Annotated in this window: 16 protein-coding genes; 11 read left to right on the top strand and 5 right to left on the bottom strand. The window is 61.1% G+C overall.

Going from position 1 to position 22,593, the window contains the following annotated elements:
• Positions 1-18: 18 nt before the first annotated feature.
• The 4 genes from MHH62_RS00440 to MHH62_RS00425 all read left to right on the top strand — a co-directional run bounded on the left by MHH62_RS00440 (position 19) and on the right by MHH62_RS00425 (position 4,754).
• Positions 19-666 (top strand): response regulator, encoded by a 648-nt coding sequence (locus MHH62_RS00440; RefSeq protein ID WP_020302335.1) that lies wholly within the window; start codon positions 19-21, stop codon positions 664-666.
• Between the two features lie 110 nt (positions 667-776).
• Positions 777-1,364 carry a fimbrial protein gene (locus tag MHH62_RS00435; protein WP_020302336.1) on the top strand — a complete coding sequence of 196 codons (588 nt, stop codon included), beginning with the start codon at positions 777-779 and terminating at the stop codon, positions 1,362-1,364.
• Positions 1,365-1,438: 74 nt separating this feature from the next.
• Positions 1,439-2,188, top strand: a complete 750-nt coding sequence (locus tag MHH62_RS00430) for a molecular chaperone (protein ID WP_020302337.1) — start codon at positions 1,439-1,441, stop codon at positions 2,186-2,188.
• 85 nt (positions 2,189-2,273) lie between these two features.
• Positions 2,274-4,754, top strand: coding sequence for a fimbria/pilus outer membrane usher protein (locus tag MHH62_RS00425; protein WP_339232218.1), 2,481 nt, complete (start codon positions 2,274-2,276; stop codon positions 4,752-4,754).
• Between the two features lie 130 nt (positions 4,755-4,884).
• Here the strand turns inward: MHH62_RS00425 and MHH62_RS00420 are convergent, their stop codons facing one another.
• The 3 genes from MHH62_RS00420 to MHH62_RS00410 all read right to left on the bottom strand — a co-directional run bounded on the left by MHH62_RS00420 (position 4,885) and on the right by MHH62_RS00410 (position 11,013).
• Positions 4,885-8,571 (bottom strand): translocation/assembly module TamB domain-containing protein, encoded by a 3,687-nt coding sequence (locus MHH62_RS00420; RefSeq protein ID WP_339232217.1) that lies wholly within the window; start codon positions 8,569-8,571, stop codon positions 4,885-4,887.
• Positions 8,571-10,298 carry an autotransporter assembly complex family protein gene (locus MHH62_RS00415; protein ID WP_339232216.1) on the bottom strand — a complete coding sequence of 576 codons (1,728 nt, stop codon included), beginning with the start codon at positions 10,296-10,298 and terminating at the stop codon, positions 8,571-8,573. The genes MHH62_RS00420 and MHH62_RS00415 overlap by 1 nt, the downstream gene beginning before the upstream one ends.
• A gap of 64 nt (positions 10,299-10,362) precedes the next feature.
• The gene (locus tag MHH62_RS00410) at positions 10,363-11,013 is read right to left on the bottom strand and encodes a GNAT family N-acetyltransferase (protein ID WP_014718948.1); all 651 of its coding nucleotides are present in this window, start codon (positions 11,011-11,013) and stop codon (positions 10,363-10,365) included.
• 166 nt (positions 11,014-11,179) lie between these two features.
• On the opposite strand from MHH62_RS00410, the gene xthA reads away from it, so the two are divergent.
• The gene (xthA, locus tag MHH62_RS00405; RefSeq protein WP_014718949.1) at positions 11,180-11,992 is read left to right on the top strand and encodes an exodeoxyribonuclease III; all 813 of its coding nucleotides are present in this window, start codon (positions 11,180-11,182) and stop codon (positions 11,990-11,992) included.
• Between the two features lie 197 nt (positions 11,993-12,189).
• Positions 12,190-13,521, top strand: coding sequence for a phosphate ABC transporter substrate-binding/OmpA family protein (locus tag MHH62_RS00400; protein WP_060767018.1), 1,332 nt, complete (start codon positions 12,190-12,192; stop codon positions 13,519-13,521).
• Positions 13,522-13,642: 121 nt separating this feature from the next.
• Here the strand turns inward: MHH62_RS00400 and MHH62_RS00395 are convergent, their stop codons facing one another.
• On the bottom strand, positions 13,643-14,872 hold the full coding sequence (locus MHH62_RS00395; RefSeq protein WP_014718951.1) for an acyl-CoA dehydrogenase: 1,230 nt from the start codon (positions 14,870-14,872) through the stop codon (positions 13,643-13,645).
• Positions 14,873-15,023: 151 nt separating this feature from the next.
• On the opposite strand from MHH62_RS00395, the gene MHH62_RS00390 reads away from it, so the two are divergent.
• The 3 genes from MHH62_RS00390 to MHH62_RS00380 are packed head-to-tail and all read left to right on the top strand — an operon-like array spanning position 15,024 to position 17,318.
• The gene (locus MHH62_RS00390; protein ID WP_014718952.1) at positions 15,024-15,953 is read left to right on the top strand and encodes a LysR family transcriptional regulator; all 930 of its coding nucleotides are present in this window, start codon (positions 15,024-15,026) and stop codon (positions 15,951-15,953) included.
• Between the two features lie 53 nt (positions 15,954-16,006).
• Complete coding sequence (locus MHH62_RS00385; protein ID WP_003192195.1) at positions 16,007-16,399, top strand: MerR family DNA-binding transcriptional regulator; 393 nt, start codon at positions 16,007-16,009, stop codon at positions 16,397-16,399.
• Between the two features lie 16 nt (positions 16,400-16,415).
• Positions 16,416-17,318: a hydroxymethylglutaryl-CoA lyase gene (locus MHH62_RS00380; RefSeq protein ID WP_020302343.1), complete on the top strand. Its 903-nt coding sequence runs from the start codon at positions 16,416-16,418 to the stop codon at positions 17,316-17,318.
• 638 nt (positions 17,319-17,956) lie between these two features.
• On the opposite strand, the gene MHH62_RS00375 is transcribed toward MHH62_RS00380, so the two are convergent.
• Positions 17,957-19,588 carry an AMP-binding protein gene (locus MHH62_RS00375; protein WP_019819446.1) on the bottom strand — a complete coding sequence of 544 codons (1,632 nt, stop codon included), beginning with the start codon at positions 19,586-19,588 and terminating at the stop codon, positions 17,957-17,959.
• Positions 19,589-19,738: 150 nt separating this feature from the next.
• Here MHH62_RS00375 and MHH62_RS00370 point away from each other — a divergent pair, with 150 nt between their 5' ends.
• Both MHH62_RS00370 and MHH62_RS00365 read left to right on the top strand, forming a co-directional pair.
• A complete protein-coding gene (locus MHH62_RS00370; RefSeq protein WP_019819448.1) occupies positions 19,739-20,902 on the top strand; it encodes an isovaleryl-CoA dehydrogenase in 1,164 nt (387 codons plus the stop codon).
• A gap of 12 nt (positions 20,903-20,914) precedes the next feature.
• Positions 20,915-22,522: a carboxyl transferase domain-containing protein gene (locus tag MHH62_RS00365; RefSeq protein ID WP_014718956.1), complete on the top strand. Its 1,608-nt coding sequence runs from the start codon at positions 20,915-20,917 to the stop codon at positions 22,520-22,522.
• The last annotated feature ends 71 nt before the right edge of the window (positions 22,523-22,593 follow it).

The following is a 22,593-nucleotide window of genomic DNA, read 5'->3' as shown; positions in this document are numbered from 1 at the left end:
ACTTTGGAGAATCATCCCATGGATACCCTCAATGTTGTCATTGCCGATGATCACCCCATCGTACTGGTGGGGGTGCGTGAGCTGATCGAGCGTGATACACGCTTTAAGGTGGTGGGCGATGCCGTATGTTCGAATGAACTGGTCGCGTTGCTGGTATCCAAACCGGTGGACCTGGTGATCACCGACTTCAACATGCCCGGCGATTCGCCCTATGGCGATGGCCTCAAGTTGGTTGAATACCTGACACGGCACTTTCCCAAGGTGGGGATAGTGGTGCTGACGATGATCTCCAACCCTTTGATACTGACGCGCCTGCAAGAACTCGGGGTGCTGGCGGTGATCCAGAAGCACCAATTACACGATGAAATCCAGGCCGCGCTCAAGGCTATCGCCCGGGGCAAGCCCATTCACCACAACGGGCCACAACCGACATCGGTGATGGACCATGGCGCTGACCTGGACCAACGATTCACCCGGTTGTCGCCCAAGGAGCACGAGATTCTACGTTTATTTGTCTCGGGGCAAAGTGTTAACGAGATTGCGCGCGGGCTGAACAGAAGTGCCAAGACCATCAGCACGCAAAAGGTCTCTGCAATGCGAAAACTGGAAGTAAGCAGTGATCAGGATTTACTGACTTATTGCATAGAGCGCAACGTGTTCAACTAACAAACTTACCCGCAACTACTTGAACCCTGCTATTTCTAAGGATCGTCTGATTCTCCACTAAGTGCTGACGCTTTATTGTGTTGCTTCAACCCCAATTATGGATAAGCAACATGAAAACGTTCTCTCGAGTACTTCTGGCCCTGTCGATTTTCGCCGCAGCAGGCAATGTCCTGGCAGCCGACCCTGTTCCGACCAAGGCCGGCAGCGGCACCATCAACTTCACTGGCACCATCAACAACGATGCCTGCTCCGTTGAAGGCGCCGGCGCCAACAAGACCATTTCGGTGAACATGGGTGAAGTGTCTATCAAGGACATGGGCACCGCCACCGCGCCAAAAGGTAGCGGCACGCTGAGCGCCGAGAACTTCGAGATGAAGGTCAACTGCAACGCCGGTACCAAGGTGGCCATGCTCTTCCAACCGACTTCTGGCAAAGGCAGCGGCCTAGTGACTGGCACTGGCGTGTTGAAAGTCATCGACGGCCTGGGCGCCGCCAAGAATATCGGTATTGCCTTGCTGGATGGCAATGGCGCCCTGATCGATCTGAAATCCCCAGCCACCGCGAAGATCGAAAGCAACCTGCAGGACAGCAACGCCTCGCTGAAATTCTCGGCCGCGTATGTCACCACCGCCGATCCGAAACTGGCCGTGGCCGGTCGTGGCGACGCGACCCTGCCGTTCACCCTGCAATACGAATAACCCGCACGAGCATTACGGGTCGTGCAGGGTCTGACCGGCCCCTGCACCTTCATTCATTTTGCGCGGTAGTCATCATGTTTTATCGTCAGTCATTGTCCTTCTGCGCAGGCCTGTTGGGCCTGCTGGTGGCCAGCCAGGCCACGGCCGGTATCTCGTTGAGCAGCACGCGCCTGGTGTTCGACGGCAAGCACAAGGAAGCCGGCATCACCGTGCGTAACAGCGGTGAAGACGTGCTGATCCAGTCGTGGATCGACGCCGACAGCAGCGATGCCACCTCGGTACCCTTTGCCGTCACCCCGCCCTTGGTGCGGGTGAGCAACGACGAACAGCAACTGTTGCGGGTGATCTATGAGGGCACGGGCATGCCCACCGACCGCGAGTCGGTGATGTGGCTCAACGTGCAGGAAATCCCCAAGGCGTCGAAAACCCAGAACACCTTGCAGCTCGCCGTACGCCAGCGCATCAAGGTGTTCTTCCGCCCTGCCGGGCTCAAGGCCGAGGCTTACTTGGCACCCGCCACATTGAAATGGCGTCTGGTTGAGCGTGGCGGCAAAAGTCTGCTGATGGTAAACAACCCTGGTTTGTATCACGTGTCCATTGCCGAAATCAGCCTGACCTCGGGTGCACTGCGCGAGCAACCATTTGATTCATTAATGATTGCGCCCGGCGAACAAAAAGAGTTCGCCCTGAAACACTTCACGCCGGGGCAGACCCCTAACTTGTTATTTCGCAGCATTAACGATTACGGCGCGCAAGACCGTTATAGCGCGCAACTTTCAAACTCGGCCGATGTGCAGGCCAGTGCAATTAAAGACACCCCTTAATACGCCCGGTTATTCAGCGGCCGCACTTTCACTGTATTTATCTTCGCTCCGCTAGTTCGTATCGGAGGTGATATAGGGTTTCTGCATGTTTGTATTCAACTACCAAGGATTGGCACCGCTGTCGGTGGCCCTGATCTTCAGCAACGCCTGCCTGGCCGACGGCGAAGAACAATTCAATACCTCGTTTCTGCAGGGCGCAGCCTCTGCCGTCGACGTACAAGCACTGCTCGCCAGCAGCACTGTGCTGCCCGGCAACTACCGGGTCGACCTGTACGGCAACGACACCCTGGTGGGCCGTCGCGATATCCACTTTCTTCACAACCCGGCCACGGGCAAAACCGATGCCTGCCTGACACTTGAGATGGTGCAGCAATTGGGGGTCGACATCGCCAGGCTGCAAGCGGCCGGCAAACTGGCCGGCGATGACCCCAACGCCTGCATCAACCTGCCCGCCCTGATCGACCAGGCCAGCGTGCGCTACGACGTGCCGCGCCTGCGCTTGCTGGTCAGTGTGCCCCAAAGCGCCATGGAGCGCGGCCGGCGCGGCTATGTAGACCCGGCCTTATGGGACGATGGTGTGCCCGCCGCGTTCATCAACTACCAGTTGAGCAGCAGCCGCAACAGCAACCAAGGTGAAACCACGCTCTCCAACAACATTGGCCTGCGCAATGGTATAAACCTGGGCGGCTGGCGGCTGCGTAACGAATCGAACTTCAACAGCAGCACCGGTCGCCCCAGTACGTTCAAAAGCAACCGCAGCTACCTGCAGCATGACGTCACGGTGTTGAAGGGCCAGTTCAGTGCCGGGGACATTTTCTCCGACGCCGACCTGTTCGACAGCGTGCGCTATCGCGGCTTGAAACTGGCCTCCGACGACGGCATGCGCGCCGACAGCGAGCGCGGCTATGCGCCGATCATTCGCGGGGTTGCCCAGTCCAGCGCGACCGTGGAGATTCGCCAAAATAACTACATCCTTTACACGGCGAACGTACCGCCCGGCCCGTTCGAGATCAGCGACATTTACCCCAGTGGCTCCAACGGCGACCTGGAAGTAACGATCATCGAAGCCGATGGCCGACGCCGGGTCACGGTGCAGGCGTTTTCCAGCTTGCCGATCATGGTGCGCCAGGGTCAGCTCAAGTACAGCGTGTCTGCCGGGCAGTACAACAGCAACAGTGATGACCAGAAGTCGCCGCAGTTCGTCAGCAGCACCCTGGCCTACGGCATCAGCAGCAACTTGTCCGGGATCATCGGTGCCCAGGCCACGGAGAATTTCCAGGCGATGTCCATAGGCGCCGGGCGCAATACCGCGATTGGTGCGGTGTCCCTGGACGTGACCCATTCGGTCAGTCGCACCTTTGGCCAGGCGGTCACGGGCAACAGCGTGCGGGCCTTGTATGCCAAGACGTTTACCGGCACCGACACCAGCTTCACCCTCGCCGCTTATCGCTATTCCACCGAGGGTTACCGCACCCTCAGCGATCACGTCGAGGAACTGGGCCATGAAGGCGAGAAGCGCACCGGCAACTCGAAAACCCGTACCGATCTCACCATCAACCAGAGCCTTGGCCTCAACCAGCAATATGGCACCATTTACGTGAACGCCAGTGACCAGCGTTACTGGGGGCGTGGGGGTTCGCAAAGTCTGTCGGCGGGCTACAGCAACTACTGGGGCGAGGTGAGTTACAACCTGGGCGCAACCTACACCAAGGATGTCGGCAACTATGGGCCGGCGAACAACGACACCTTGGTCAACCTGTCGCTGTCCTTCCCCCTGGGCTCAAAACCCCGTGCACCGCGGGCGTTTGTCTCCGCCAGCACGCAGAAGGCCAGTAACACCACCCAAGTGGGCATCAACGGCTACCTGTCCGAAGACAGCGACACCTATTACTCGGTGCAAGGCGGTAACAGCAGCACCGGCGGCAGCACCGGCTCGGCCAACCTCAGCACCCGCACTTCGGTGATGGATATCAGTGCCGGTTACAGCCAGGGCCGCGGCTATAACTCGCAGAACCTTAACCTCGCCGGTTCCGTGGTGGGCCACGCAGGCGGGATCAACCTGGGGCAAACCGTGGGCGAGACCTTTGCGCTGGCGCAGGTGGAAGGCGTGGAAGGGGCGAAAATCGGCAGTTTTTCCGGCGCCAAGACCGGCAGCAACGGCTTTGCCGTGGTGCCTAACGCGCAGCCTTATCGCGTTAACTGGATCAGCCTGGACACCCGTGACCTGGGCACCGATATCGAGATCGATAACGCCACCCAGCAAGTGGTGCCGCGACGTGGTGCAGTGGTGCTGGCGCGCTATGCCAGCAAGACTGGCCGACGTGTGCAGTTTGCCTTGTTCGATGCCCAGCACCAGCCGATTCCGTTTGGCGCGGCGCTGGAAGACAGCGCGGGCAAGCAGATCGAAATTGCCGACCCTGGCGGCAAGGCCCTGGCGTTGGTTGAGGCCGACACGGGCACCCTGGTGATCAGTTGGCAAGGGCAGCGGTGCGAGGCGGCTTATGCATTGCCGCAGCGTAATAAGGCGTTGAACTACGAACGGGTTGAGCTGACTTGCCGTCCTTAGTTCGCCGACCTTGTAGGAGCGAGCTTGCTCGCGAAAAACTCAAGGGCGCCGCGTGCATTCAGGATGCACGGGTTATCGTTGACGTCTTTCGCGAGCAAGCTCGCTCCTACATTTTTTGACCGGGCAAGGCTTAGAAATCGCGCTTGTAGAAGATATCCAGAGAACTGGCCACACCCGTCGCCACCTCCAGGTACACCTTCTTGCTCAGCAGGTAGCGCAAGGCAATGGTGTTAGCCGGCTCGAACACCCCTACCCCATAACGCAGGCTGAGCTTCTCGTTGATCTTGCCGCTGGCCACCACCGCCGTACTGTTGCCAGTGCCTTGGGTGTCCAGATCAAAGTCCTGAATCCCCAGCTTGTTGGCAATGTCCGAGGTCACCCCCGCGCTGCCCATCAAGCCCAGGCCCAAGGCGGCTTCGGCGAGCATGTTGTTGTCTTCGCCGGTGTTGGTGCGCGAACGGCCCAGCACCAGGTATGACAACGCATCTTCTTGGGCCATGGCCGGCTCGGAAAAGATCTGCGTGGTGGGTTGTTCGGCGCTGCCGCTCAGGCGAATCCCAGCGGTCACGGTGCGCGACGATTCGACCACCACGCGCACAGCTTCGATATCCAGGAACGGTTGGTCCAGCGGCCCGGCAAACAACAGGCGTGCACGGCGCACGTTGAGGCGTTGGCCGTAGGCGCGGTAGCGGCCGTCGTTGAGCCACAGCTCGCCGCGGGTGTCCATGTTGTCGCCGATATGCACATGGCCCTGGACCTTGGCGGTGAGGCCGAAGCCGGCGAAGTTGAGCTGGTCTTCGCCTACCTCCACGTCGATATCCATGGCCATGGCCATCGGCGCTTTGCCCTCTTCGGTCTGGCTGCCGATGATCACGGTGTCGTCGGACACCTTGACCGTCGAAGGCGGCAGTTCGCGCACGGTGATATCGCCACGGGGGATGTGGACTTTGCCGGCAATCGCCAGTTTGTCGTTCTTTAGGCTGATCTTCAGGTCGGGTGCTACCTCCAGCTTGGCGTAGGGTTCCACGGTGACCGGCAGTTGCGAGCCTTTGAGGCTAAGGTCGACCACCAGGGCGCGGCCCCAGTCGATCTGGCCCTTGAGGCTGCCCTGCCCGGCTTTGCCGCTGTGCCAGCCGCCGTTGAGCTGCACGCTTTCGCCGGCGATTTGCGCCTGCAGGTTCAGGCCCTCGAGGCTGATGGGCAGTTCCGGCCCGGAGACTTCGCCGTCCACAAGGTTCAGGTTGCCGTTGACCAGGGGCGCGAGCAAGCCGCCGGAGATACGGCCATTGCCGTTGAGTTTGCCGTTGAGCGTTTCCACCATCGGCACAAAGGGCCGCGCGACGGCGAGGTCCAGGCCGGTGAGGCTGAACGTGCCAGTGATCGGCTTGTTGTTCGGCAACGGGTTGATCTGCGCCTGCAACAACAGCTCGCCGAGCTTGCCGCCACGGAAATTCAGCTGGGTGTCGATGCGCTTGGGGTTGAGAGTGGTTTCCAGTTTCAGGGTGTCGTAGGGGAAATCCAGCCACTGGCCCTTGTCGCGCACGCGCAGGGTGCCGCCACTGGCGTCCACCGCGACCACACCTTTTGGGCCGCTCTGGGGCAGGTCCAGTTGCACATCGGCGTTGAGCCTGCCCTGCCAGGCGAAGTCTTTGGGCAAGAACCCCGCGAGGCTGTCGAGGGGGAATTGCTTGAGGTGGTAACGCAACTTCGGCTCGGGCATCAGGCGCTGGTCTTCGCCACACAGGCTGGCGCCGCCGGAGACCCAGCAGTGCGCGCCAAAGGTCAGCTTGCCATCGGCCAGCCGCTCGATTTTTGCCGGGGCTTGCAGCCGCCAGTCCTGGCCACCGGCTTGCACGTCGCCGCTGGCCAGGCGCCCGCGCCAGTTGTCTTTGTCGAGGTTGCCATCCAATGCCAGGGCCAGCTTGACCAGCGGGCCAGTCAGGGCCAGTTGGACCTTCTGGCTCTTGATATCGCCCTGGGCGCTGGCGGTGAGGTTGCCAACTTGCGTCTCGCCGCTTTGAATGCCGCTGGCCTTGAGATCGAGCTTGGCGCGTTGGGCGCTATCGAGGTTGGCGTCCAGGTTGAGGCTTTGCAGGCGGTTGTCGGCAAAGGCCAGTTGCTGGCCCTTGAGGTCGAGCTTGCCTTGAGGGGCTTTCAAGGTGCCGGCCACCTCGACACGCCCGTTGACTTGCCCGCGCAGTTGCGGCCACAGCTGGGCCAGGCGCGCCAGCTTGATGTCGATCTGCCCGGCCAGGCGTTGTTGCAGGCTGCCGCTGCCGTTGATGCGGTTGTCGCCCAGGCGGATGTCCAGGTTGGCGAGGGTCCATTGTTCGCCGGCGCCTTCGGCCTTGGCGGCGAGCACGGCGGTTTGCCCGCGCAGGCGGCCCTTGAGGTCCAGGTCTGCGTTGAGCTTGAGCTGTTCGTTCTTGAACTCGCCTTTGCTGCGCAGCGGTCCGGCCAGGGTGCCGGGCAGCTCTGCGACCCAGTAGGCGGGGTTCAGCGCTGACAGATCCAAGGCGGTGTCCCAGGCAATGCCGTCGGCAAATTGCAGGTTCAGGTGGCCTTCGGCCTTGCCTTGGCCGGCACTCAGTTTCAGCTCAGGCAGGAAGACCTGCTTGAGGTCGCCACTGAAGGGCGTGACCACATTGAACTTGCCCGCCGGGCCGTCGAGGTCAGCCTTGAGATTGCCCAGGTAGTTGCCGTCTTTATAGGAGATTTCACCGTTGAAGGTGCGCAAGGCCACTTGCGGTTCGTCGATGAGCGGATAGAGGCGGTGCCAGGGAAAATCCAGCCAGTCGATCTTGGCGTCCGCGCTGAAGCCTTGCTGCCAGTCCAGGTTGGCACTGAGCTTGAGGCTTTGCTTGTCGCCGGCCGTCAGGTCCAGACCGGCGATCTGCGCGCCCTTGGCGTCAACCTTGCCCTTGAGCAGTAAATCCACCGGGCCTTTTTCGGCCGGTAGCACGGCTTTACCCAGCAATTGGTAACCATTGCTCAGGTCACCTTTGGCGCTCAGGTCCAGTTGGTTGAGTTGCAGGGTATCGGGCAGGTCTGCGCTGGGTTTGAACGATTCGGAGGTGATGTGCACCTGCGCTGGCAGGTTTTCCACCAGGGGTTGCAGCTCGCCAGTGAGCTTGGCGGGCAGGTAGCCGCTGCTGTCGGCGTCGAGCTTGAGGGTCTTGAGCAGGTCGCCATCGATCTTGAGCGCAACGCTCCAGGGAACACCGCCTGGGGCGTAGGGCAGGCTGAGGTTGCCGGTGGCGTTCAGCGGCCAGTCGCCGGTGGGTTGCAGCATGCCGGCGAGGTCCAGCACCAGGTCGTCGCGTTGTAAATGTACCGAGTCGATCTGCATACCGGCGCCAGTCCAATGCGCCGCCAGTTGCAGGCCCTTGAGTTCTTCGCTGCCGTTGAACAGCAGGCGACCGATGCGCACATCGCCCAACTGGATTGCAACCGGCAGCTTGAGCTCAGGCAACTGGATCGGCCCGCTGCTGCTTTCGTCGGTACTGGGCGCAAATTCCAGGCTGACCTGTTCCACATCCAATTGGTCGATGCAAAGGGTCATGCGAAGCAGGCAGCCGGGCGACCAGTCAAACTTTGGCGCATTCAACTCGACGCGGCTGCCATCCTGCTGCCACAGCAGATGGTCGGCGCTCCACTGCCCGCCCAGGCGCCCCTGGAAATTTTCCACGCTCAAACCTGGCACCTGGCCCAAGGCCCAGCGACTGCCCGCCTGGGTGCCAAGCACTGACCACAGCGCCAACAACAGCAAGACGAGGATGGCGAACAGCGCCAGCCCCGCTATTTTCAAACCACGCATCACAGCTCAGGCCCCATGGAAAAGTGCAAGCGAACGCCGCCCGGATCTTCGAGGGCATGGGCCAGGTCGAGGCGAATCGGCCCCACCGGGGAGACCCAGCGCACGCCGACGCCCACGCCGGTTTTCAGGCTCGGCAGGTCGAGGTTGTTAAACGAGTTGCCCTGGTCGATAAAAGTCGCGATACGCCATTTGTCGGTGATGGAATATTGATACTCGGCGCTCAAGGCCACCATGTAGCGGCCACCGATGCGGTCGCCCCTATCGTTCTCGGGCGACAGCGTCTGATACTCGTAACCGCGCACGCTCTGGTCACCACCGGCGAAGAAGCGCAGCGACGGCGGCACGGATTTGTAGCCATTGGTGGCACTGCCGCCAAATTGCGCACGGCCCAGGAAGCGGTGGTTGTCCCACAAGGTGGTCAGGCCTTTGACGGTGGCCGTGCCGTAAAGCAGGTTGGTGTCGGACCCCAGGCCCTCTTTGGCGACCTTGGTGTCGAACATCAGGCGGTAACCATGGTGCGGGTCGATGCGGTTGTCACTGCGCAGGTAGGAATAACTCACGCCGGGCATCAGCAGGTTACTCAGGCCCGAGTCATTGCCCAGGCGGTATTCCTCGCGTTGGTACTTGAGGGAGATCACACGCGTCCAGCCACTGGGCAACTTGCTGTGCCATTCGGGGCCGATGGTGAGCAGCTTGCTCAAGGTGTCGGTGTTGGCGATCTCTTCGTTCTGATAGCCGCCGGCAAAGCGCAGTTTGTCGGTGAGCGGCGGGTCGAGCGGGATGTCGTACCACAGCCCGACGTTCTGCCGCGGCGCCGACAGTTCGGCTTCCCAGCCATAACTGTGGCCCTGGGGGTTGACCCAATGGCGCGTCCAGTTGGCTTTGCCCCGTGGGCCGACGTCGGTGGAGTAACCCAGGCCCAGGCCCATGGTGCGCGGCTTGCGGGTGTCCAGTTGCACCGCCACCGGGATCACGTCATCGGTGGCGGCGGTGGGGCTGGCGTCGACGCGCACGCCTTCAAAGAAGCCGCTGGCTTGCAGGTTCTGATTGAGTTCGGCGACCAGTTCGGAGTCATAGGGCGTGCCGGGTTTGAACGGCACCATGCGCTGCAACAGCTCTTCATCAAAGGGCGTGTCGCCCGTAAAGCTGACCTTGCCCATGCTGTAGCGCGGGCCGCTGTCGTAAATGAGTTCGATGTCGGCCACGCCCGCTTGAGGGTCTACGGCAAGTTTCTGGCTGGTGAAGCGCCCGCTGAAAAAACCGTAGCGCGAGGCCTGGTTCTGGATCAGGCGCTTGGCGTCTTCGTAATGGCCGTGGTTGAGCACGGCGCCGGATTTGAGGTCGTCGCTGGCGGGCACGCGAAAGGCCTTGAGGCTCGCAGCCGGGCCATCGACCCGCAGAGTCACGTCGCGCAAATGCACCGGTTCGCCGGGGTCGATGGTGAGGGTCAGACGCGGGCTCTTGCCGCCCTTCACCTCGCTGGCAATCTGTGGCTGATAGTAGCCCAAGGCCTGCGCGGCTTTGCGCGCCTGCTCCTCGGCGCCACGGCTGAACCGCATCAAGGCTTCTTCATCACGATCGCCCACACCGCCGATATAGCCTTCGATGTTGGCTTTCAGCGCGTCGTTTGAGGGTTTGATCCGCACGTCCAGTTCGCTTTGCGCCAATGCGCCGCAGCTTGTGAACAGCAGAATCAAGCCGCTGGTAAATCTTCCTGGAAACTTCATAGGCGCGGATGCTACACGAGCGAGGGAGGAACTTTGAACCAGGATTAGTCTGAATAATTCTGTTCTAAGCCGTTGCAGGATGTAACGCCTGGGGATTGGGATGGTAAAACACATGCTCGCGCACCGGCCCTACGGCGACTTCGCCGATTTCCTCATAGCCCTGGCGCTTGTAGAAATCCAGATAACGGGAGTTGCCGGTGTCGAGCACCACGCCGGATGAATGCGGGTCGTCGGCACACCAATTGTGTACCGCTTCCAGCAACTGCTCACCATGGTGCTTGCCCTGAAACTGCGGGTGAATGCCCAGCAACGGCAGCACATGCACAGACTCGTTGGGCAGGCACGCCATGACGGCATGATGGTATTCCAGGTAACGCCGCGTACCGCGCACGCCCGTGCTCAGCCACATGCGGATCTGCCAGGCCCAGCTTTCGGTGATGCCCAGGCGCCGTTGCGGCGGTGCAATCAGGGCGATGCCGATCAGCCGGTCGTTGACGAACAGGCCGATGGCCGGAAGTTTCTGGAAGAAATGCTGCTTGACCAGTTCGCGCACGGTGGCACGTACTCGCTGCTCATAGCCCGGCCGCTCGGCTTCGAAGATGTAGGCGAAGGTCGGCTCATGGCGATACGCCTGGTACAGCAGGGATCGCGCTTCACGGGAGTAGCCGCTATTGAGCAGGCGGATTTCGGCAGTGGCCGTCGAAGTGTCTGGCATAACAATCAATCTCCCTGGGCGCCACTCAAACATGGCGTTCTTATGGGTACGAACCTGCACAGCTCCAGTCGTTCCCACCTTAGCAGCGCATTCACCCTACCGCCACGCTGGCCCCCGTCCGACTTGTCGGCTAGCATCGCCCTTTTGCCAGACTGGACTGCCGACCATGAAAATCGTCTCCTTCAATATCAACGGGCTGCGTGCTCGCCCTCATCAGTTGGCGGCGCTGATTGAAAAGCATCAACCGGACGTGATCGGTTTGCAGGAAACCAAGGTCCACGATGATCAGTTCCCGTTGGCCGAAGTGCAGGCCCTGGGTTATCACGTGTACTACCACGGGCAGAAAGGCCACTACGGCGTGGCCCTGCTCTCGCGCAAAGAAGCGTTGAGCGTGCACAAAGGCTTTGCCAGCGATGAAGAAGACGCCCAGCGTCGGTTTATCTGGGGCACCTTCGCCGACGAAAACGGCCACCCAGTGACCATCATGAACGGCTACTTCCCCCAGGGCGAAAGCCGCGACCACCCAACCAAGTTCCCGGCCAAACAGCGCTTCTATGCAGACTTGCAGCACTTGCTGGAAACCCAGTTCAGCAATGACCAGGCACTGGTGGTGATGGGCGACGTAAACATTTCCCCAGAGGACTGCGACATCGGCATTGGCGCCGACAACGCCAAGCGCTGGCTGAAAACCGGCAAGTGCAGCTTCCTGCCGGAAGAACGCGAGTGGATGGCACGCTTGAAGAACTGGGGCCTGGTCGACAGCTTCCGCCACCTCAACCCGGACGTGACCGACCGTTTCAGTTGGTTCGATTACCGCAGCCGTGGCTTTGAGGACGAGCCCAAGCGCGGGCTGCGCATCGACGTGATCTTGGCGTCCACCGGGTTGGTGCCACGGGTCAAGGACGCCGGGGTGGATTATGATTTGCGTGGGCTGGAGAAACCGTCGGACCATGCGCCGATCTGGTTGGAACTGAGCTGACAGTTGGCTTGGTGAAGATCTGAATGTGGGAGCGGGCTTGCCCGCGAAGGCGGTGTGTCAGTCACCGCACCTGCTGCTGCACTAACGCTTTCGCAGGCAAGCCAGCTCCCACAGTTGATTTGTGTTGTGTCGGTCATATGACTGCAATCCAACTGACTTAATCTCCCGGCACTCCCTCGGTTTGAGAAGGTGCCGGCATGATGCTGCGCGTTCTGTTCCTGTGTTTTGCAATCGCACTCCCCGCCGTGGCGGCCCCTCTGTCCATTCCCGACCAAGGCCCGGCCCTGCGCATCCAGGGCTCCAACACCATCGGCGCGGCACTCGGCCCGGCGCTGGTCAAAGGCTTGATGGAGTATCAGGGCTTGCAGGATGTGCGTGCTGAACCGGGTGCCGGGGTGAATGAGCAGCGCGTGGTCGGCAAGACACGCCAAGGCCAGACGGTCACGATCGAAGTCGCGGCCCACGGTTCCAGCACCGGCTTTGCGGCGCTGAAAAACAACCGCGCCGACCTCGCCGCCGCGTCCCGCCCGATCAAAGACAGCGAGCTGGTGGACCTCGACCCCCTGGGGGATTTGAAAAGCCCAGGCGCCGAGCATGTGATCGCCATCGATGGCCTGGCAATCATCGTCAACCCGCGCAACCCGCTCAATAGCCTCAACACCGAGCAATTGGCGCAGATCTTCAACGGCGAGGTCAGCACCTGGGAGGCGCTGGGAGGTACAGGCGGGCCCATTCATTTATATGCCCGGGATGATCAATCCGGCACCTTCGACACCTTCCGCGAACTGGTGCTGAGCCGACGCGGCCAACCGCTTGCACCCTCGGCCAAGCGCTTTGAATCCAGCGAACAGCTGTCCGATGCGGTGAGCCAGGACCCCCAGGGCATCGGTTTTATCGGCCTGCCCTCTGTGCGCCAGGCCAAGGCGGTGGCGATTGTCGACGGCGACTCGCAACCGATGTTGCCGCTGACCAGCCTGATCGCCACCGAGGATTACCCGCTGTCACGTCGGCTGTTCTTCTACTTGCCGCCCTCTTCCCGCAACCCATGGGCCAAGGCGTTGGTGGAGTTTTCCCAAGGCAGCAAGGGCCAGGCGATTGTGGCTGCCAATGGCTTCATCGCCCAGCAGGTGCAAGCGATCGGTGTCGCGCCGCGCCCGTCGATGCCCGACGACTACCAGGCCATCGCCCGAGACGCTCAGCGCCTGACGGTGAATTTTCGCTTCGACGAGGGCAGCGCCAGCCTCGACAATAAGGCGCGCCAGGATGTGCAGCGGGTGGTCGCCTATATCAGAAGCCACGGCAAGCTGAATAAACAGGTGACGCTGGTGGGGTTTGGCGACACCAAGAATGATCCGCAACGTGCGGCATTGTTGTCGAAGTTGCGGGCGATGGCAGTACGCCGGGAGCTGGTCAAGAGCGGCGTGGTGCTCAAGGATATTCGCGGGTTTGGCGCACAGATGCCGGTGGCGGCCAATACTGCGGATGAGGGGCGGATCAAAAATCGGCGGGTGGAGGTTTGGGTGTACTGAGGATCGTTCCCACGCTCCGCGTGGGAATGCCGCTCTGGACGCTCCGCGTCCGCTCTTGAAAGGGTGACGCAGAGCGTCACGGGAGGCGTTCCCACGCAGAGCGTGGGAACGATCATCGGTGTTACTGCCCGCCGCGCATCAATTCCCGCGGCACATATTTGCCAATCTCGAACTTGCCAATCGCCGCACGGTGCACTTCGTCCGGGCCGTCGGCCAGGCGCAGGGTGCGTTGCATGGCGTACATATAGGCCAGCGGAAAATCATTGGACACCCCGGCGCCGCCGTGCATCTGGATCGCGCGGTCGATGACCTTCAAGGCCACATTCGGCGCCACCACCTTGATCTGGGCGATTTCGCTTTTCGCCACTTTGTTACCCACGGTGTCCATCATGTACGCCGCTTTCAAGGTCAACAGGCGCGCCATGTCAATTTCCATGCGTGAGTCGGCGATCTTGTCGATATTGCCGCCCAATCGCGCCAAAGGCTTGCCGAAGGCAGTGCGACTGACCGAGCGCTTGCACATCAATTCCAATGCGCGTTCGGCCATGCCGACCGAACGCATGCAGTGGTGAATGCGGCCTGGGCCAAGGCGGCCCTGGGCGATCTCGAAGCCACGGCCTTCGCCCAGCAACACGTTTTCATAAGGCACGCGCACATTGTCGAACAGCACTTCGGCATGGCCGTGGGGCGCATCGTCGTAACCGAATACCGGCAGCGGCCGCAGGATTTTCACACCTGGGGTATCGACCGGCACCAGGATCATCGAGTGCTGCTGGTGACGCGGTGCATCGGGGTTGCTCAGGCCCATGAAGATCAGGATCTTGCAGCGCGGGTCGCAGGCGCCGGAGGTCCACCACTTCTTGCCGTTGATCACCCACTCGTCGCCCTGGCGTTCGGCGCGGGCGGCCATGTTGGTGGCGTCCGAGGACGCCACGTCCGGTTCGGTCATGGCAAAAGCCGAGCGAATCTCGCCGCGCAGCAAGGGTTCGAGCCAACGCTGCTTCTGTTCTTCGTTGGCGTAGCGCACCAGCACTTCCATATTGCCGGTGTCGGGAGCGGAGCAGTTGAATGGCTCCGGGCCCAGCAACGAGCGGCCCATGATTTCCGCCAAGGGTGCGTATTCCAGGTTGCTCAGGCCGGCGCCCAGTTCGGATTCCGGCAGGAACAGGTTCCACAAGCCCTCGGCCTTCGCCTTGGCCTTGAGCTCTTCCATGATTGCCGTGGGCTGCCAGCGATCCCCTTCGCTGACTTGGCGTTCGAACACCGGTTCGGCTGGGTAGACATAAGCGTCCATGAACGCAGTGACGCGTTCACGCAGTTCCTGAACCTTGGGCGAATAGGCGAAATCCATGAGCAGCTCCCTTCTCTGAGAGGTTGTTTAGGTCATGCATTCGATGCTAGAACAGCGCTCATAATTTACCTAGCCTATTCTCGCCGTGTATTAACATTCATCACCGATATATGATCGGCGTATGAGCACCTCACAATAAGAGCGCAACGAAATGAATCTGAGCAAGGTCGATCTCAACCTCTTCATCGTCTTTGATGCGATCTACACCGAAGCCAACCTGACCCGCGCCGGGCAGATCGTCGGTATCACCCAGCCGGCGGTGTCCAACGCCCTGGCACGGTTGCGCGAGACCTTCAACGACCCGCTGTTCGTGCGCACCGCCCAAGGCATGGTGCCCACGCCCATGGCGCAGAATATTATCGGCCCGGTGCGCAATGCGTTGTCGTTGTTGCGCGTGTCGGTGCAGGAAAGCCGCATCTTCAACCCGCAGCAGGCGGCCAAGACCTACCGCATCAGCATGACCGACCTGACCGAGGCCGTGATCCTGCCGCTGCTGTTCCAGCGCCTGCGTCGCCTGGCGCCGACCGTGGTGATCGAGAGTTTCCTGTCCAAACGCCGCGAAACCACCAAGGAACTGGCCGCCGGGCGCCTGGATTTTGCCGTGGATGCGCCGCTCAATACCGACCCGCAGGTGCGTCACGTCAAGCTGATGGAAGACCGCTACGTGTGTGCCATGCGCAAGGGCCACCCGATGGCGGGCAAGGATAAATTCACGCTGGATGATTACCTGTCGCTGACCCATATCCATATTTCCAGCCGCCGCAACGGTTTGGGCTATGTGGACCTGGCCTTGGGCAAGATGGGCATTCAGCGCAAGATCGCCCTGCGTTCCCAGCATTACCTGATGGCCTCCCAGGTGCTGCAACAGACCGACATGGTGATGACCGTGCCCGAGCGTTTCGCTCGCCGTCATGAACTGCACTGGTTCCATTTGCCGGTCAACAACGTGCCGCCGGTGGAAACCCATTTGTACTGGCACGAAAGCACCGACCAGGACCCGGCGAACCGCTGGATGCGTGAACAGATGATCGAGTTGTGCCAGCAGGTGACGGCCCAGGAAAAGAAAGCCCAGCAGCCTTGACGTTTACGTCAACCTGCAATTAGCTTAGCGCCAAGACTTCCTTGAGCACCGCCATGAGCACCACCTACAGCATCTCCGACCTCGCCCGCGAGCTTGACATCACCACCCGCGCCATTCGTTTCTATGAAGAACAAGGCCTGCTGGCCCCCGAACGTCGGGGTCAGGAGCGCATTTACTCGGCGCGGGACAAGGTCAGCCTCAAGCTGATCCTGCGTGGCAAGCGCATCGGCTTCTCCCTGGCCGAATGCCGCGAACTGATCGAACTCTACGACCCCACCGGCGGCAACCAGATCCAACTCAACAGCATGCTGGCCAAGATCGCCGAACGCCGTGAACAGCTGGAACAACAACTGCTGGATATCGAACAGATGAAGCTGGAACTGGACACCGCTGAAGAGCGTTGCACCCAGGCCCTGGCGCAGACCATCAGCCAAGCCGGCCATTGACCAGAAGGTAACTGCCATGTCCCTCCCCTCCCACGTACGCCTGGTTGAAGTCGGCCCGCGCGACGGTTTGCAGAACGAAGCCCAGCCCATCAGCGTGGCGGATAAAGTCAGATTGGTAGACGCGTTGAGCGCCGCTGGCTTGAGCTATATCGAAGTCGGTAGTTTTGTCTCGCCCAAATGGGTGCCGCAAATGGCAGGTTCAGCCGAAGTGTTTGCGCAGATCCAGCGCAAGCCCGGCGTGACCTATGGCGCACTGGCACCGAACCTGCGCGGGTTCGAGGATGCGCTGGCGGCCGGGGTCAAGGAAGTCGCGGTGTTTGCGGCGGCGTCCGAGGCGTTCTCCCAGCGCAATATCAATTGTTCCATCAGCGAAAGCCTGGAGCGCTTCGCACCGATCATGGCCGCCGCCAAGCAGCACGGCGTCAGCGTGCGCGGTTATGTGTCCTGTGTGCTGGGTTGCCCCTATGAAGGCGAGATCGCCCCGGAGCAAGTGGCGGCCGTCGCCCGCGAGCTGTATGCCATGGGCTGCTATGAAGTGTCCCTGGGCGACACCATCGGTACCGGCACGGCGGGCGCTACCCGGCGCCTGTTCGAAGTGGTCGGCGCCAAAGTGCCACGGGACAAGCTGGCCGGGCATTTCCATGACACCTACGGGCAGGCCATCGCTAACATCTACGCCAGCCTGCTGGAAGGCATCACGGTGTTCGACAGCTCAATCGCAGGCCTGGGCGGCTGCCCTTACGCCAAAGGCGCCAGCGGTAACGTCGCCACCGAGGACGTGCTGTACCTGCTCAACGGCCTGGGCATCGACACGGGCATCGACCTGGAACGCTTGATTGGCGCCGGCCAGCAGATCAGCCAGGTGCTGGGACGGCCTACGGGTTCCCGCGTGGCGAAGGTGCGTAACGCAGGTGAGTAGCACAGCTGTGAGAATGTGTTACCGCTTCCCGGCATAACGGGTAACGCGGGAACAAAATCCGCCGTGCAAACTGAAAGAAAATACTGACAAAAAACCAACTCGTTGATTTTAAAGGCTTTTAAAAAGTTGGCACGCCTTCTGCTATCTCTATGGCATAACAAGAATAAAAAGCGCCAAACCTAATAAAAATAAGACGAAACGACTCTGACATAACAAAAACAACACGGCAGAGACGCAGCTAACAGATTTTTTTGGAGAAGATGTGCTTCCCAGGGTACGGCATGCCGCAACCCGCAACCGGATAGAGAAAAATAAAACTACCTCAGGTAGCTACCCACTGGTTGGATCGTTTACGAAGAAGCAGGTCAGCGTTCAAAAAAATACGTTTGCTCTTGACCCCGGATGGGGGTCGCCAAAAAAAGCGGTACGGGCCACGGCTACCAAAAACAACAACAGGCCGCCCCTCAATAATAAGAAAAGAGCACGCAACGACAAATTAAAGGGGACCTTCGGGTCCCCTTTGTGCTTTCTGGGTTTCACTATTTGGGTGGCACAGCAGGTTCGCGGGGTATCAGGTAGATGTGGGCCGGCAGTCAGGCCGCCATCGCAGGCAAGCCAGCTCCCAGGGCTTGACGTTGTCAGCGCGCTTGCAGCTCCTGGATGGAAATCTCGCGCATCCGAAATTTCTGAATCTTGCCCGTCACCGTCATCGGAAACTCATCCACGATCTTGAAATACCTGGGCGTCTTGAAATGGGCGATGCGGTCCTTGCACCAGCTCAACAACTCCAACTCATTGGCCACCTGACCGGGATGGAACTTGATCCAGGCAACAATCTCTTCGCCATAACGCTCATCCGGGATGCCAACGATCTGCACGTCCGCCACCGCCGGGTGAGTAAAGAAAAACTCTTCCAGCTCCCGCGGGTAAACGTTCTCCCCCCCACGAATGATCATGTCCTTGTTACGCCCGGCAATGCACACGTAACCCTCCTCATCCATGGTCGCCAGGTCACCGGTATGCATCCAGCCGGCATCGTCGATGGCCTCACGGGTGCCTTCAGGGTTGTTCCAGTAACCCAGCATCACGCTGTAGCCCCGGGTGCACAGTTCACCGATCACGCCACGGGCCACGGTGTTACCGGCCTCGTCGACAATCTTGGTTTCCAGTTGCGGTTGGGTGCGGCCCACCGTGGTGACACGCCGTTCGATATCGTCATCTGCGCCGGTCTGCAGCGACACCGGGCTGGTTTCAGTCATGCCATAGGCAATCTGCACCTCTGCCATGTGCAGCTCATGAATGACCCGACGCATCACCTCGATCGGGCATGTCGCCCCGGCCATGATCCCGGTGCGCAGGCTGGACACCTCGAACTCGGCCCGGCGTGGGTGATCGAGCAGCGCAATAAACATGGTCGGCACGCCATATAAGCCGGTGGCTTGTTCTTCGGCGACGGCGCTCAGCGTCAGCAACGGGTCGAAGCCGTCATTGGGGTAGATCATGGTGGTGCCGTGAGTGATACAACCGAGGTTGCCCATGACCATGCCGAAGCAGTGGTACAGCGGCACTGGGATCACCAGGCGGTCCCCTGCCGTCAGGCCCAGGCTTTCACCGACCATGTAACCGTTATTGAGGATGTTGTGGTGACTGAGGGTGGCGCCCTTGGGGAAGCCGGTGGTGCCGGAGGTGTACTGGATATTCACGGGTTGATCGAAATGCAGGCTGGCCTGACGGCTTTGCAGTTGCTCGGGCGGCACGCCTGCGCCAAGGGCCGCCAACTGCGACCAGGGCATGAATTCAGGCGGCGGGCTGGGGTCCAGGCTGAGAAGGCCGCGCAGCTCGGGCTTCAGCGCCTGGAGCATGGCGTGGTAATCGGAGCTTTTGAACGAGCCGGCGCACACCAGCCATTGACAGCCGGATTGTTTGAGCACGTAGTCCAATTCGCTGCTGCGATAGGCCGGGTTGATATTGACCAGGATCACCCCGAGCTTGGCGCTTGCCACTTGGCAGATCAGCCACTCGGCACAGTTAGGCGCCCAGATACCCAGGCGGTCACCGGTTTGCATACCCAGGGCGAGGAACGCGCGGGCGTGCAGCTCGACCGTCTCGGCCAACTGCCGCCAGGTGTAGCGCCGCTGCTGGTGGCGCACCACCAAGGCTTCGCCATCTGGATACTGCGCAACGGTGTGATCGAATGCCTGGCCAATGGTCATGGCCAGCAAGGTCTTGTCCTGGGAGCCACGGCTGTAGCTCGGGTGCAGTTGATCCATAACGACCCCTGTTATCTTTTTTGTAGGTTGACGTATACGTAAACTACGATTGACAGCGCCGTAACGCAAGCTTACGTTAACGTAAAGGTGAGCGCCCTCCTCCCGCGCCCCGCCCACACAACAACAAAGCTCACATTAAGGTGCCTGTCCATGAGTTACCCGTCCCTGAACTTCGCCCTCGGCGAGACCATCGACATGCTGCGCGACCAGGTGCAGTCCTTCGTGGCCAAGGAGATCGCACCGCGCGCGGCCCAGATCGACATCGACAACCTGTTCCCCGCCGACCTGTGGCGCAAGTTCGGCGACATGGGCCTGCTGGGCATCACCGTGCCCGAGGAATACGGCGGTGCCGGCCTGGGTTACCTGGCCCATGTGGTGAGCATGGAAGAAATCAGCCGTGGCTCGGCCTCGGTGGCGTTGTCCTACGGGGCGCACTCCAACCTGTGCGTCAACCAGATCAACCGCAACGGCAACCACGCACAAAAACTCAAGTACCTGCCCAAGCTGATCAGCGGCGAGCACATCGGCGCCCTGGCCATGAGCGAGCCGAATGCCGGTTCCGACGTGGTGTCGATGAAACTGCGCGCCGACAAGCGCGGCGACCATTACGTACTCAATGGCAGCAAGACCTGGATCACCAACGGCCCGGACGCCCATACCTATGTGATCTACGCCAAGACCGACCTGGAAAAAGGCCCCCACGGTATCACCGCCTTCATCGTCGAGCGCGACTGGAAAGGCTTCAGCCGCAGCAATAAATTCGACAAGCTGGGCATGCGCGGCTCCAACACCTGCGAGCTGTTTTTCGACGACGTCGAGGTACCCGAAGAAAACATCCTCGGCGTGCTCAATGGCGGCGTGAAAGTGTTGATGAGCGGCCTGGACTACGAGCGCGTGGTGCTCTCCGGAGGGCCTACCGGGATCATGCAGGCATGCATGGACTTGATCGTGCCCTACATCCACGACCGCAAGCAGTTCGGCCAGAGCATCGGCGAATTCCAGTTGATCCAGGGCAAGGTCGCCGACATGTACACCCAACTCAACGCCAGCCGCGCCTACCTCTACGCGGTGGCCCAGGCGTGCGAGCGTGGCGAGACCACGCGCAAGGACGCCGCGGGCGTGATCCTCTACAGCGCCGAGCGCGCCACGCAAATGGCCCTGGATGCGATCCAGATTCTGGGCGGCAATGGCTATATCAACGAATTCCCCGCCGGGCGCCTGTTGCGTGACGCCAAGCTCTACGAAATTGGTGCGGGCACCAGTGAGATTCGGCGGATGTTGATCGGTCGCGAACTGTTCAACGAAACCCGCTGAAGGAGCACGCCCATGGCCACCCTGCACACCCAGCTCAACCCGCGTTCTGCGGAATTTTCCGCCAACCGCGCGGCGATGCTTGAACAGGTCGACGCCCTGCACAGCCTGCTCGCCCATGTCCATCAAGGTGGCGGCGCCAAGGCCCAGGAACGCCACACCTCACGCGGCAAACTGTTACCCCGCGAGCGTATCAACCGTCTGCTCGACCCGGGCTCACCGTTTCTCGAGCTGAGCCAACTGGCCGCCCACCAGGTGTATGGCGAAGACGTCCCGGCTGCCGGGGTGATTGCCGGCATCGGCCGGGTGGAAGGTGTCGAATGCATGATCGTGGCCAACGATGCCACGGTCAAAGGCGGCTCCTATTACCCGCTGACCGTCAAAAAGCACCTGCGCGCCCAGACCATCGCCGAGCAGAACCGCCTGCCGTGCATCTACCTGGTGGACTCCGGCGGCGCCAACCTGCCGCGCCAGGACGAGGTGTTCCCCGACCGCGAGCACTTCGGGCGGATCTTCTTCAACCAGGCCAATATGAGCGCCCAGGGCATTCCCCAGATTGCCGTGGTGATGGGCTCGTGCACCGCCGGCGGCGCCTACGTGCCGGCCATGGCCGACGAAACGATCATGGTGCGCCAGCAAGCCACCATCTTCCTCGCCGGCCCGCCGCTGGTGAAGGCCGCCACCGGTGAAGTGGTGAGCGCCGAAGACCTGGGCGGTGCCGATGTGCACTGCAAGGTCTCGGGCGTAGCCGACCACTATGCCGACAGCGATGAACACGCCCTGGCACTGGCACGGCGCAGCGTGGCCAACCTCAATTGGCGCAAGCAGGGTGAGCTGCTGCAACGCCCGCCGGTGGCGCCGCTGTACAGCAGCGAAGAGTTGTACGGCGTGATCCCGGCGGATGCCAAGCAACCCTTTGATGTGCGCGAAGTCATCGCACGGCTGGTGGACGGCTCGGTGTTCGATGAGTTCAAGGCCCTGTTCGGCACGACCCTGGTGTGCGGCTTTGCGCACTTGCATGGCTACCCGATAGCGATCCTGGCCAACAACGGCATCCTCTTCGCCGAAGCCGCGCAAAAAGGCGCGCACTTTATCGAACTGGCCTGCCAGCGCGGGATTCCGCTGCTGTTCCTGCAAAACATCACCGGCTTCATGGTCGGCCAGAAGTACGAAGCCGGCGGCATTGCCAAGCACGGCGCCAAGCTGGTCACCGCCGTGGCGTGCGCCAAGGTGCCGAAATTCACCGTGATCATCGGCGGCAGCTTTGGTGCGGGTAACTATGGGATGTGTGGCCGCGCCTATGACCCGCGCTTTTTGTGGATGTGGCCCAACGCACGCATTGGCGTGATGGGGGCCGAGCAGGCCGCCGGGGTGTTGGTGCAGGTCAAGCGCGAACAGGCTGAGCGCGCCGGCAACGGTTTCAGTGCCGAGGAGGAAGACGCGATCAAGCAGCCGATCCTCGACCAGTATGAAACCCAGGGCCACCCCTACTACTCCAGCGCGCGCTTGTGGGATGACGGCGTGATCGACCCGCTGCAGACCCGTGACGTGCTGGCCCTGGCCTTGTCCGCCGCACTGAACGCCCCCATCGAGCCGAGCCGCTTCGGCGTGTTCCGCATGTAGCCTGTAGGAGCGCGCCTGTTGTGGCGAGGGAGCTTGCTCCCGCTGACTGCGCAGCAGTCCCGGCTTTTTTG

Origin of the sequence: Pseudomonas sp. FSL L8-0168, from assembly GCF_037976155.1 — a bacterium.
GTDB lineage: Bacteria > Pseudomonadota > Gammaproteobacteria > Pseudomonadales > Pseudomonadaceae > Aquipseudomonas > Aquipseudomonas paracarnis.
This window is presented reverse-complemented; position numbering and strand designations above follow the sequence as displayed.